8 protein-coding genes are annotated in these 12,674 nt (G+C 50.6%); 5 read left to right on the top strand and 3 right to left on the bottom strand.

Translation table 11 applies throughout. The features are described from left to right. Nucleotides 1-116: 116 nt before the first annotated feature. The 4 genes from KP014_RS06730 to KP014_RS06715 all read left to right on the top strand — a co-directional run bounded on the left by KP014_RS06730 (nt 117) and on the right by KP014_RS06715 (nt 4,005). The gene (locus KP014_RS06730; RefSeq protein WP_036599773.1) at nt 117-884 is read left to right on the top strand and encodes a hypothetical protein; all 768 of its coding nucleotides are present in this window, start codon (nt 117-119) and stop codon (nt 882-884) included. Nucleotides 885-1,093: 209 nt separating this feature from the next. Next, complete coding sequence (locus tag KP014_RS06725) at nt 1,094-2,548, top strand: NAD(P)/FAD-dependent oxidoreductase (RefSeq protein ID WP_090834413.1); 1,455 nt, start codon at nt 1,094-1,096, stop codon at nt 2,546-2,548. Between the two features lie 21 nt (nt 2,549-2,569). After that, nucleotides 2,570-3,598, top strand: coding sequence for an NAD(P)/FAD-dependent oxidoreductase (locus KP014_RS06720; protein WP_051500391.1), 1,029 nt, complete (start codon nt 2,570-2,572; stop codon nt 3,596-3,598). After that, nucleotides 3,595-4,005: a DUF1667 domain-containing protein gene (locus KP014_RS06715; RefSeq protein ID WP_051500392.1), complete on the top strand. Its 411-nt coding sequence runs from the start codon at nt 3,595-3,597 to the stop codon at nt 4,003-4,005. The genes KP014_RS06720 and KP014_RS06715 overlap by 4 nt, the downstream gene beginning before the upstream one ends. 147 nt (nt 4,006-4,152) lie before the next feature. Here KP014_RS06715 and KP014_RS06710 read toward each other — a convergent pair whose 3' ends face one another. Then, nucleotides 4,153-5,364, bottom strand: a complete 1,212-nt coding sequence (locus KP014_RS06710) for a fibronectin type III domain-containing protein (protein ID WP_036599780.1) — start codon at nt 5,362-5,364, stop codon at nt 4,153-4,155. A 279-nt stretch (nt 5,365-5,643) separates the two neighbouring features. Here KP014_RS06710 and KP014_RS06705 point away from each other — a divergent pair, with 279 nt between their 5' ends. After that, on the top strand, nt 5,644-6,084 hold the full coding sequence (locus tag KP014_RS06705; protein WP_051500393.1) for a helix-turn-helix domain-containing protein: 441 nt from the start codon (nt 5,644-5,646) through the stop codon (nt 6,082-6,084). Nucleotides 6,085-6,272: 188 nt separating this feature from the next. Here KP014_RS06705 and KP014_RS06700 read toward each other — a convergent pair whose 3' ends face one another. Next, nucleotides 6,273-8,330, bottom strand: a complete 2,058-nt coding sequence (locus tag KP014_RS06700) for an S-layer homology domain-containing protein (protein ID WP_036599783.1) — start codon at nt 8,328-8,330, stop codon at nt 6,273-6,275. A 3-nt stretch (nt 8,331-8,333) separates the two neighbouring features. Then, nucleotides 8,334-12,662, bottom strand: a complete 4,329-nt coding sequence (locus tag KP014_RS06695) for an Ig-like domain-containing protein (protein ID WP_036599786.1) — start codon at nt 12,660-12,662, stop codon at nt 8,334-8,336. Nucleotides 12,663-12,674: the final 12 nt, after the last annotated feature.

Genomic DNA, 12,674 nt, shown 5'->3' with positions numbered 1-12,674 from the left:
TGTCCGTTGCAACTTATCACTTCTGGGCTCCGGATTTGTTGATATAATTCATACCTAAATATATCTAAATATATTTATATATCTTTAATAATAAAGTTATGGAAGGAAAGAACCTCATGCGAATATTGTTGAGTATTGACGATACGGATAATTTTACGACCAAAGGAATTAAGGGTACAGGCGATTTGGCCAAAAATATATCCCGAGCCATTAAGTCGAACGGCTGGGGGGCATCCAGCAGAATTACCCGGCATCAGCTCCTGCTCCATGAGGACATTCCTTATACCTCACATAACAGCTCCATGTGTTTTGAAGCGGATATTGATCCTCAGTATCTTCAGGCTGTCATTGATTTCAGCGCCCGGCATTTGGAAACGGAGAGCGAGCCGGAGGCTGATCCCGGCCTTTGCGTGGTAGTCCCGGATCGGCTTGCAGACCCTGTGCGGTTAATCGGCTACGGTTATCTCGCCAAGCGGGAAGTGCTGGACAAGAATGGTGCATACGCACTGGCCTCAGAGCTTGGCATTCACTTGTCGGAACACGGCGGAACCGGACAAGGCATAATCGGGGCGATGGCCGGAGCGGGACTCCGTCTCGGGGGCAACGACGGGTCGTTCAAAGATAAGCATAAAGTCGGAGAGCCGGGAACAATCCTTACAGCAGCCGAGCTTTGCGCGCTCGCTAAAGTAGACCAGATCAAAAGCCTTGACGGAGCCCTTCTGGAAGGCAAAGCAACAGTGGTCTTGGGGAATATGGTGAAATCCATTTTATCCGAAGGCAAAGCGGTCATTCCTGTTCAATTGCTGGAAACTGCGGATCAAGCGCCCGTCTGGAAAACCTGCTCCAAAGAGCAGATTCACCTGCTTCAGAGGACAGGCCAATGACCGGGAGCGAGCGTGACCCCTATTTATCCGTAAAGCATCAGGCTGTGGAACAAGCATCGCGCTGTCGCTCCTTTCGTCCCGATGTGGAAGAGGAATGGGTGTCGGACGAACCTGTATCCTGCCTAAACTGTTATTTTCGGCGCTGGACAAGAGATTCTTTCCATTGTATGGCTGGCAAGCCGGAAACAACCGATTAGCTCACAGAAAGGATGAAGGACCGCATGTACGATATCGTCATCATAGGCGCTGGAATTGTAGGAACCGCGGTTGCCAGAGAACTGTCCAAATATAAGCTTCGCATCGCCGTGTTTGAGAAAAATAATGAGATTGCCTGCGGGGCAACGAAGGCCAACAGCGGCATCGTCTACAATGGGCACACCGCCCGGCCGGACAAGCTGAAGGGGCGGCTGACTCTGCAGGGCAGGGAAATGTTCGAGGGGCTATGCCGGGAGCTTGATGTTGCCTTCAAACCCGTTGACATGCTGATTGCCGGATTCGACGAGGAAGACGATGCCGCCATCGAGGAGCTTCGCAAAAGAGCTGCTGCCAACGGCATTACCGGCGTCCGCATCCTCGGCAGAGAAGAAGCATTGCAGCGCGAGCCATCCCTGAATGAAGGGGTAAGGTCGGCTCTGCTCAATCCGGGATGCGGAATCGTTGATCCGTGGGAGCTGTGCTTCGCGCTGGCGGAGAACGCCGCTGCGAACGGTGTGGAGTTTAAGCTGAATACAGAAGTGACCGGACTTGCGACGCTGGAGGACGGAATCGCAGTTGAAACTGCGGGCGGCACACTGGAAGCGAAGGCCGTCATCAACTGTGCCGGGATCAATACGGACCTTATTAACCGTATGGCGGGTTCAGACTCTTTTTCCATCCTGCCGAAGCGTGGACAATACGCCGTGCTCGACCGCAGCGCCAAGTTTCAGATCAGCCACATCGTAGCCCACTGCAAGTCCGAGAAAGAAAAAAGCGTCTTCCTCATTCCCACAATGCACGGCAACGTGATGATCGGGCCAAGCATGGAGCCAACCGAAGACAGGACGAGCAAAAAAACGACGGCCGTACAAATGGAAAAGCTGATGAAATCGGCTCATAAAATCTCTCGGCACATTCCAGAGCAGCTGGTCATCCGCTCCTTTGCGGGACTAAAGGCCAAATGCAGCGCAGGCGATTTCCTGATCCAAGAATCGGACGAGATGAAAGGATTGGTTCATGCCGCCGGCATCAACAACCCCGGCTTGACCTGCTCTCCGGCAATCGCTTCCCACATCGCGGACATGATCGCTTCCATTTATGGCAGAATAGGGCTTGCCCTGGAACGCAACCCCGCCTTTGTTCCGAATCGCGGCAGCATCGTCTCTTTCAAGTCCATACCGGACGGCGAGAGGAACCAATGGATTCAGCAGCATCCCGGATACGGACGTATCGTATGCAGATGTGAGCAGGTCACCGAAGGGGAAATCCGCGAATCCATCAGCCGTGTACCGGGAGCATGTTCCGTTAATGGCGTTAAGCTCAGGACGAGAGCCGGGATGGGCAGATGTCAGGGCGGCTTCTGCGGGCCGAAGGTTACAAGCTTGTTGTCTCAGGAACTAGGCCAGCAGATGGAGCAGGTATTATATGAAAATAACGGGTCAGAGCTTTTGTCTGATTCAATGCCTTAACTGGCGGACGGGAGGCAATAGATGGAACAGTTTGAGCTTGCGGTCATCGGCGGCGGCCCTGCGGGATTGGCTGCCGCGCTGGAAGCGAAAAAGAGTGGAATAGGGCGCATTATCCTATTGGAACGAGAACGGGAATTAGGCGGAATTCTGCAGCAGTGTGTCCACAGCGGATTCGGCCTGCATCTCTTCAAGGAGGAACTGACCGGACCCGAATACGCGGAACGCTTCATTGAATCCGTCAGGCAGTCGGATATTGTGTGCAAGACAGATACAACCGTGCTTGAAATATCGGGGAAGCGAACCGTCAAGGCAGTCAATGCTGCCGACGGGTTCATGGATATTCAAGCGGATGCGCTCGTGCTGGCTACCGGCTGCCGTGAGCGAACGCGGGAAGCCATCGGCATCCCGGGCGACCGCCCGGCCGGAATTTTCACAGCCGGCAGCGCTCAGCGTTATATGAATCTGGAAGGCTATCGCATCGGCAAGCGTGTGGTCATCCTTGGATCAGGCGATGTCGGGCTTATTATGGCCCGCCGATTGACGCTTGAAGGTAGCGAGGTTGTCGCTGTTGTCGAAGCCATGCCCGCTCCTTCCGGTCTGGGCCGCAATGTGATTCAATGCCTCGACGATTTCGGCATCCCCCTCCTTCTCAGCCATACCGTCACTTCCACGATCGGGAAGGACCGGCTAGAGGGTGTCCAGCTTGCGCAGGTGGACAGCCGGATGCAGCCAATTGCGGGTACAGAAACGCTTATTCAGTGCGACGCGCTGCTCGTCTCCGTCGGCCTCATTCCGGAGAATGAGCTGGCCCTTCAAGCCGGGATTGCCATTAACGAAGACAATTACGGACTGGCCGTTGACGAGCGAATGCAGACAGATACTGAGGGAATCTTTGCTTGCGGGAACGCGGTGTCCATCCACAGTCTGGCCGATTATGTCACCATCCAGGGAAGATTGGCCGGACGTTCCGCCGCCAGCTTCATCCTTGACGAGAGCCGCCGAACGGGGCTCGATTTAGGGCATCAAGACGGGAGGCATATCGCCAGATGATGAAACAGAGTACTCTTACCTGCATTGTCTGCCCCAAAGAATGCGCCTTGGACGTTTATACGCTCGATGAGGTTGTAACCTACATATCCGGGTATTCCTGCGAACGGGGAAAACGGTATGCGCATGATGAAACCATCTGCCCCTCCCGCATCGTGACAACTACGGTTCCAATTGAGGGCGGTGTCTGCAAACGCCTTCCAGTTCGCTCCAGCGGGCCGCTGCCGAAGGAACGGATTAGTGAATGGATGCGGCTGGTCAAGGAACTTCAGGTGAACGCTCCCATCAGAGCCGGAGAGGTGCTGATCGCCGGTATTCTGGGGACCAGCACAGATGTCATCAGTTCAAAAAGCGTTGCGCAAGATCAGCAATCATCAGTTGCTCATGACATATCCGGTGCAGGGTGTTAGCTATCTTCATGCGTGATTTTCATCATGCGAGATATTAACATCAAGCCATAATTTTGCTATAATATACAGCAGAATAATAATATTTCTAAGCTTCCCCATAAGCAGTGCGAATGCTTACGGGGATATTTTTTTATTTACTTCCGGAACTTAAGGGATGGTAACCACAACGTCGTTGGAGTACCCGCCTTCATATCCGTTGGCGATTGGGGTAATCCGGAAATAATGCGTACCGGAAGCATAGCTGCCCGCGCTGTAGCTCGTACCGCTAATTGCTGAAGAGTTCACCTTCGTGAATCCAAAATACTTGTTGGTGCTATGGTAAACGTTATACCCGGTTGCGGCAGCGCCTACAATATCAGGACTGGTACCCAGATCGCTGGTAGCCGTCCAGGACAGATTAACACTACTGCCCGTAACTGAGGCGGATGGCGTAGAGTTCATTTTTGTTGGGTTTGCTCCGCTCATCGTTGTAAAATAAATACTAGTGATTCCATTAGGATCAAGACCATTTGTAATTTCTCCACCACCCTTCAGAGGGATTTCAGGAATATCGAGCCTGTAAGCTGTACCAGGCAGCAGATTTTTCTGGGCGCCAGTCCCGTTTCCGGCTATGCTCAGAGGGATGTAGAAGAAGTCGTCCTGATTCGATTTTACCGGCTGAAATACATCAGCAGTCGTTGTCGGACTGCTCGGATTGTCATAAGTGACTTCGGTGTAGCCGCTGCCCGTATTTTTATACAATTTCAAACCGCTTAGCACTGCGCTTGCATTGCTGGCAGGCTTGCTGAGGGAGATATACAAGCCCCCATCCCTTGCAATATTCCCGTTATTCTGCGAGTCCATGAATGTCCACATGTTTATATTGCCAGTACCGTAATCGCTGCTGGAATCAGGACGAACGAAAGAGATGACTGGATTTTTCCGTTGCAATGCATCTCCCAGGGTCAGCCCATTACCCGCGCGAACCGTGGAGCTTGCTTCAATGGTGTACTCTTCTTTCTCGTCAAAAGTGCCGCTGGCGGTAGTGAGAATATAGCTTGATCCCGGAGCATAACCGGAGACGCTCAGGTTGTACGGAGAAGAGTAGGACGAAATTCCTGTGATGCTGATTGGCGTTCCGCCCGTGCCGATCCCTTCATAAATTTTAAACATATCCTTGGATATGGACGAAGTCCCTTTGTCCAGATAGACGACAACTTCATCGTCATCGAGAACCTGGACACCTCTGAACAAAAAGTTTGCATTGCTCTGGGCGTTAAGGGCAAAGGCCGACTGGGAGAATATCGTAACTGTGCCAATGGCTGCAAGCATGAGCGTTGCCAGATTGCGTTTTACTTTCTTTTTATTAACGGTTAACATAATATATTGTTCCTCCTGTTATCGTTTAGATTGGATACATTTCTGCCTTTCCTGCACCGGATATGGCATGAGGAACTGATTTGTACAATATTCAGCTTTCAAGGAGCATTCAGCATAACCAGTATGTATAAAGAGAATTGATTAGGCTTATATTGCTATTATACGCTTAATATTAAGCTATTTCAATATATTTCGCTTATTTTAAAGCTGTTTTATTATAATTAGCACTATTTAATGATATTTAGTACATTGACAAGATTCATTTCCGGGAGTGATTCGATGGAAACTATAGGACAAAGACTTAAATACTTGAGGGAAACTCTCGATTTATCACAGCAGCAAGTCGCGAATGAAACCGGGGTTTCAAGAGGGAATATCAGCAACTACGAGAAAGACCGAGTCTCGCCGGCCGCTGATACGATAATAGCGTTGTGCTCCTTTTTCGACGTGTCTGCTGACTGGCTGCTGACCGGCCAAGAGCATGTTCCTGAAGATGCAGGCAGGGCTGATATTTCTGCTATCCAGGATCCTGGTGTCATTAATTTGGGTGAAGAATTTAAGAAAGCGCTATATATGAACGCGACGAAAGAAGAAGAACAGCTTATTCTGATGTACAGGGACTTCTCCAGAGAAGATAAGGACTTTATCATGAATATGGTGCTTTTTAAACACGAGCAATTGAAGAAAGTTGAAAAAAAGAGCCTGCCGTCATCGAGCTGAACGTCTGGCGAAGGAGTAGGAATCAGGTTCTTGATCAGGAGCAGACATAACTTTTTAGTCTGGATTGCATTGATACAAAAGAACCCTGCCAGCTACTTTTCAGTAGTGGCAGGGTTCTTTGTCATGAAAGGGGCCTCTCAATCGTCAGGCCATCCATCTTCACTCTTAACTTTCAGCTCTCTGCTATCTTACAGACCGAGCTTGTCCATCAGCGATTTCAGCATGACTGCGCCTTCGGCGCGGCTGGCATTGTCCGCGGGGCCAAAGCTGCCGTTCGGGCGTCCTTTAATGATCCCCAGAGTGTAGACGCTCTTCACCGCATTACTCGCCCATGCACCGATGCGTTCATTATCAGTAAATGCCGTATTGCTCAGCGTGCTAACCTTTCCTCCAGCATAGGTGTACGCCCGCTCAATCATTACAGCCATTTCCTGTCGGGAAATCTTGTCGCTAGGGCGGAAACGTCTGTCCGATCCTTTAATGATTCCCGCCTTGACGGCTTTGTTCACATCGCTTGCATACCACGCGCCAGTTGAAACATCCTGAAAAACGTTGCCTGAGGCCGCATCCGCAAGGTTCAGCACTCTGGACAGCAGGGACGCGAACTCCGCACGGGTGATATTGTTTTTAGGGGCAAAGGAGGTTTCGTTGATTCCCTTGATGACATGACGCGCTACCATCACTTCGATCTCCTTCTTGGCCCAGTGGGATTGAATATCCGCAAAGGTCTTCTCCGATTCCGCCACCATGAAGGTGGAGAAATGGCTGGTTCCAAAGGTCAATTTGCCCTCTTTAATCCGGCCGCCGACATACTCCCACTGCCCGGACGCTTCATTCAGGTAGTACACACCCAATTTATCCTGATCGGCTGTTCCTGCAGGAATGGGCAGCGTCACACGGATCTCTTTGTTGAAGTTATGAAGCGGAACCCCGTCAGACGAAGCGCTGAACGAGTAGACCGCCTTTTGTCTGGCTGCCGCAGGAGCCGTCGTTAGAGCCTCACCGGAGACTTGAGAGCTGCTAAACGTCATCTTCTTCCCCTGGATTAACGCCTCCGGAGGAATCGACAACGACAGCTCACCATCTCTGATGATCGTCAGCTTGTTCATTTGCTTGAGCAAATCCACGACATCTGCGGGAAGGCTTACCGTTTTGTCCTTTCCGGCTTCTTGAGAAACATCGATTACAAGAGAAGCTTCACCGATATTTTTAAGTACATCGGTTGCTTTATTCACGTCTACATCAAGGGTAACCGTATTGTTGTCATTAACAATGTTCCCTAAATCAGGTGCCGGAACGATCTTCTCGGGAACCGCTGGAACATTCTGTTCGGGAGTCCCCGGCTGGTCATCTGACGGATCGGCAGGGCCGGGGTTATCGCCTGATGGACCGCCGGGACCCGGGTTCACCGCAGTACGTTCTCCCGTCTTGAACGAAAGCGTCACATCCTGCCCAAGCTTGCTGCCGTTGTTGGAACATAGATCTTTACTGATAAAAATCCGGTAATCCGTATTGGGCTCCAGGCCGCTTTCCGGAGAAAGCAGGACAATTTTCTTACTGTCCGTCTCTTGCAATACGGTCTGTGAGCCTTTTTGATAGTAACTTAAATCCACCGCCCCGCTGTTGGCCATGCTGTCAATCAGCTCCACACGCGCGGCTTCCGGAGTATTCCCCTTAAAGAGCTTGATGGAATCTTCGTTATTGTCATTCTTCCCGATCACAAAATCGGGATAATTCTTGTTGTAAAAAAAGTTCACGTTGCTGTTAAATACAAGGGCGATCTGATCGGTATCCACCGGGACGGGCTCCACAAACCCGTTCTCCGCCCCCTTGATGGTACTTCCCATAAACTCCAGCCCTTGAGCGGCTACGGGAACTGAGAACAATTGCTCGGCCGATGCCTGAGCCGTGTTCACTGCTATCTTGTACTGACCATCAGGAAGCGAGCTTCCTGATGGCAAGGTGAAGATGGCCTTGTAGTAACCTTTGCTATCCGTCTTGGTTCCCGAGTAGAAGATAACATTGTTCTCCTTACCATCCGGATAGACCTGGATGAACACATCGGTATTAGGCATCGGGAGGTCTTCATCCGCTACCTTCCCCGAAATGACCATGACATAGCCGGGGCTGTACGCCGTAATCCCGCCATTGGTGACAATTTCCACAGTAGGATCGGCCCATACCGGCTGAGCCAGAAAGAAACAGGTCATCCATAAAGCAAGAATAGCACTGGCTACTTTTTTCATGGGCTACCTTCCTTCCTCGTGGTTGACTCCAAGCACTAAATGCTTCGTCTCCGCCAGCACTCTTGGCTTGTTCCGGTAGCTCGAGCTTTCACGCATCATGACATCGACATAGACGTCTCCTTCGATATCTTCAGGCACTTTAATAAGGAAAGTGAAATTCGGAAGATATCTGTCGGGTCCCGGGTAGGAGCCGGTATTTATACTCTTTGTTGCAATGACTTCTCCGCCATGTTCCAGGCGTGCCCCCTTCCCGCCCCGGGCAATAAGGTAGACAGTCGCGTCATGAAGTATTGCGTCGCTCATGTTCTTTGCTTTGACCGTAACCAAGTATTCTTTGCCCGGCTCCAGCTTGTCCGTAACCGGAGCGTTAAGCACATCGCTTCGTGTGAAGCTGATCTCATCGGTAAAGGCTGCCGGCTTCGTATAGAAAGTCACACTTGAATCCGTACCCATCACATTGCCGTCCGCATCCGTAACCTTACCCGATACGGTCAGCTTATAATATGCGCCGCCGTCAAGCGGTTTGGACGGCTTCAGCACAAGTCCGGTTCCATCGTTGCTGAACGTATAACCGGCCGGGATACGTTTGGCGCCACCTGACGGATTGGAAGCCGTGCCGATCTGCTCCAGAATGACATCCGCTCCGTTCGAAAGGCTGCCCGGTTTGACAGGCGCGGCAAAGCTGATCTTCAGTTCAGCATCCGTACCCACCTCGTACGAAATATCTTTTCCAACCGCTGGTGTCAGGAAAGTAACCAGCGGAGCGGTCGCGAAGCTCCAACTGTAATTCACTGGGAGATGGCGACCTTCGCCATCTGCTACGGCATTAGTTACCGTTAGGGCGTATGTTGTTCCATATCCCAGCTTGCCCTTTGGTGTAAGTGTAACTTTACGAGTTTCCGGATCGTAAGCAACCTCAGCCAGAACAACCTTTCCGGATTTTGTCAATTTCACCGTATCGCCGGTAACTGTCGCCGGATTAATATCTTCGGAGAAACTGAACGAGAGGCTGCCGTCTATCGGTACTCTCTTGGCATACGGAGCCGGCTGTTGGTCTAGAATACGGAACACGGTATCTTTGGCCTGCGCCCACAGAACGGGATGATCCATGTCGGGGGCATTACTAACGGTGATACCCTTGCTGCTGGCCGACGTATCATTATCCGCCTGCAGCGATTCAACCGCCGCGGCCGCCGTTGCCTCATCGGTTACCCGGGTTCCATGCACCGTTGCGTACACCGTTTCGGGACCTATAATCACGTTTTGTTGTTGCTTATTGTCCCATTTCTGATAGCGATACTGCTCTCCGGTCCACACTTGAATCCCCGTATCCGAATCCGAGACCCGGTTGCCGTGCATTTCAATCTGTCCCCGCTCCCGGACGGATACACCTGCTGACATAAACCCGTCACGAATCTTCTTATAGTTCCAAATATATCCGTCAAACTCATTAGCGCTGTTCCAGCCGGTAACAAATTGTCCCCGGTAGCCTTTGATCTCGCTGTCACGAATGACAGTCTTGCCGCCAGTCACCAGTACACCATAACCGGGCTTTCCTGCACCGTCAAATGTACTATTTTCAATCGTCAGCGTACCGTCCGGGGAAGAGATTTCCGACCATTGCTTTACATACACGCCTGCTAGCTTGGCTGGACCGAACGTGCTGTTTCGAATTGTGGGGCTGTCATACCGTGATGTTCTGACACCATACAAGGTATTTTCCATACCGGTTAATGTTACGTTGTCCAGCAAAGAGCCCTTCCCTGCAGCCTCTATTAGAGCATTTAACTCCATTCCGTTTGCATCAATGACAACATTTCGGATGGCGCTTCCGTCACCCATAGTAAAAAAGAGTCCTGTATACGCACCCAGAGAATCCCCAGGTTGACTATGATAAGAAGCAAGCTTTACTGTTTTTCCTTTAAAATCAATGTCTATTATTGGATTAACATCTGAATTCAAATTAACCCTATTTTTCAGAATAATCGTCTTAACTTCCGGTCGCTCAATTGCAGCCATCAGTTCTTCCCTGTACCGGTCCGCGTCTTCGTCAGTGAAATTCCCAATCCCCCCGATGACAGCCTCCTCGGTCCATTTGACTGTAACAGGAACAGTAAGCTTCGCAGCCGCCTCTCTTCCCGCAATTTTTACGGTTCCGGTTAAATGAACAACGGCTTCCGATGCGTCCAGAGGCTTGAATACATGCGCAATTACATTATCTGTCCGGATGATATCAGGCCGGTCGCTCGTCCATTTAACATTTACAAGATCATCATACTTATAGTCAGAAGGAGCTCTAAAATTCAGATAAAAGCCCTGTGTAACGGATTGTTGGGAATCGCCTTCCGTATACTGGAACGGTAACGTCCCGCTTTCAATATCCGTTTTTAATTTATTGGCAATTTCCTCATCCGTCATTGCAGCGGCAAGAAACGGGTGTGATAACTCAATAATGGGCTCGGTATTATTATAGACATCATAATTTCTTGCCTTATATTCGTAAACCTTCCCTGGCTCCACATTGTAATCGTAATAGACGAAATCTTCTCTTTTTAACCCCATATAAGATGTCCGGTCACCGATTTGAGCAATGAATTTGTCATCCCTGTAAAGGTTCCATTCGGAAATCCCGGTACCGTCCTCGCCTGGATTTATTTGAAGCTTGATGGCCATTCTTCCGTCCGGCCCCTGCACATACCCCTGCGGATAAATCTCTGGAAGATTGGCAATCTGTGGGTCATATAACACAGTGTACATATGATATTTGCCTGCTTCGGTAAAGTCATCGGTGGAGAAGGTAAGGATCCGGTTGTCCACCTTGGAGCGGTCCGTATCGTTCTGATACGTCCATGCCTCCGACTGCCCGTTCTCGTCGATCCCGTTAGGCATTAACTGGTTTCTTCCGTCATACACCCCGCTCTTCGCCAGCATGTTGTCCGGAATGACATTCGAGATCGGAACCGTCATCGTTACTTTTTTGGTTCCGCGCTCGCCGGGGCCTTTGAGAAGAACGCCATATACCGGCCCTATTCCTTCAATCTGCGGAAATACCGGATCATCATTATAAGGATGGACCTTCGGTCTGGCGTCCTCAACGGTGATCGTATTCACCCCCGGATTCAGCTTCTCAGCCTGCACCTTCAATCCGGATTCAAAAATATACGTCTTTCCTTCCTCAATCGGCGTCTCCACCTGCAATGAGAGCAGAACCTGCGCCGAAGCAATCTCGCCTGCCGGAACATTGGCGGCGTCATCCGCCTTGGCGCGAACTTTAACCTGGCTTACGCCTGAAGTAAGACTTAGAGTCGAAGCATCGATATAAGCATACGTAGCTCCACTTACCGTTTGCGGCGCGGCCAGACTGTTCCATGAACCGAAGCTGCTTCCATCTTCAGCCAGGCTGTATTCCAGATTCGTTGCTCCCTCGGGAAGACCTTTCAGGATTAGGTCCGTTCCGGAGAGAGCCGCTCCGGTGAGGGATGGAGTGCCAGGCGTTGGAGGAGTCGTCGTAACCGTTTGAACGGCACTTTCCCCTTCAGGGGTATTCAGTTCAGGATTAGCCTTGACACGCACCTGCACTTTACTTATTTCCGGAGTTACCGGAGCATATACCGAGTTGGTTACGGAACTGTTATCCGATTCGTTCACGACCTGCAGCGCTGCCGTTGTACCCGTTACCGCCAGATCGGACCATGCACCGTAGCTCGTCCCGTCTTTGGAGTACGAATATTCCAGATTGCCCGCGTTATTCGGCAGTCCTCTGAGCGTCAGCTCATTTCCAAGCAGAGTCGCCGCCGTAAACGATGGTATGGACGGTGCTATTGGTCCGACAGTTGTAAACCCGATTTCAATGTCAGCGCCCAGTGAATTGTTATTATTATTGGCTGTTATCCCCTTAACTCCGCCATGATCTCCAATTAGCGTCAAGATATATTGGCTTCCTGCCGCCAGTCCATTGAATGTCAATGTTAACGGCTGGCCCATTAAACCGTCCTCAACCTTGATCTCCGCCGGAACACGGCTTCCGTTAACAACCCTTTCCAGCTTTACCTTTGATCTATTGTCTATTGTGTAATTCTTGTTCGGCGGCGTGCCGTATCCTAATACTGAATTTGAAAATGCAGCTGAAAAATAGCCGCTCAGCGGAATGTCTACATTAACTCCCGGGTCCGCTGATGTTTGCATAGTAGTTGAATTATTCAGCTTAAGGCTCGTTAGACTAAGCCCCGCTGCAAACACATTTCCTGAAGGAACCACACCCACAAATACAAGCACAACCGCCATTAACATCTTGAAAATTGAACTTCTTCGCTTCCCCCAACCATGTTGCATGGAATTGCCCCC

It is taken from the genome of Paenibacillus sophorae (genome assembly GCF_018966525.1).
Taxonomy (GTDB): domain Bacteria; phylum Bacillota; class Bacilli; order Paenibacillales; family Paenibacillaceae; genus Paenibacillus_AQ; species Paenibacillus_AQ sophorae.
The sequence above is the reverse complement of the archived record's forward strand: the minus strand, read 5'-3'. Positions and strand labels throughout refer to the sequence as shown.

What these genes read in the sequence shown, in the direction of transcription:
- KP014_RS06705 (WP_051500393.1), top strand. Translation starts at nt 5,644, where the DNA reads ATGGAAACTATAGGACAAAGACTTAAATACTTGAGGGAAACTCTCGAT.
- KP014_RS06730 (WP_036599773.1), top strand. Translation starts at nt 117, where the DNA reads ATGCGAATATTGTTGAGTATTGACGATACGGATAATTTTACGACCAAA.
- KP014_RS06720 (WP_051500391.1), top strand. Translation starts at nt 2,570, where the DNA reads ATGGAACAGTTTGAGCTTGCGGTCATCGGCGGCGGCCCTGCGGGATTG.
- KP014_RS06710 (WP_036599780.1), bottom strand. Translation starts at nt 5,364, where the DNA reads ATGTTAACCGTTAATAAAAAGAAAGTAAAACGCAATCTGGCAACGCTC.
- KP014_RS06695 (WP_036599786.1), bottom strand. Translation starts at nt 12,662, where the DNA reads ATGCAACATGGTTGGGGGAAGCGAAGAAGTTCAATTTTCAAGATGTTA.
- KP014_RS06700 (WP_036599783.1), bottom strand. Translation starts at nt 8,330, where the DNA reads ATGAAAAAAGTAGCCAGTGCTATTCTTGCTTTATGGATGACCTGTTTC.
- KP014_RS06725 (WP_090834413.1), top strand. Translation starts at nt 1,094, where the DNA reads ATGAAGGACCGCATGTACGATATCGTCATCATAGGCGCTGGAATTGTA.
- KP014_RS06715 (WP_051500392.1), top strand. Translation starts at nt 3,595, where the DNA reads ATGATGAAACAGAGTACTCTTACCTGCATTGTCTGCCCCAAAGAATGC.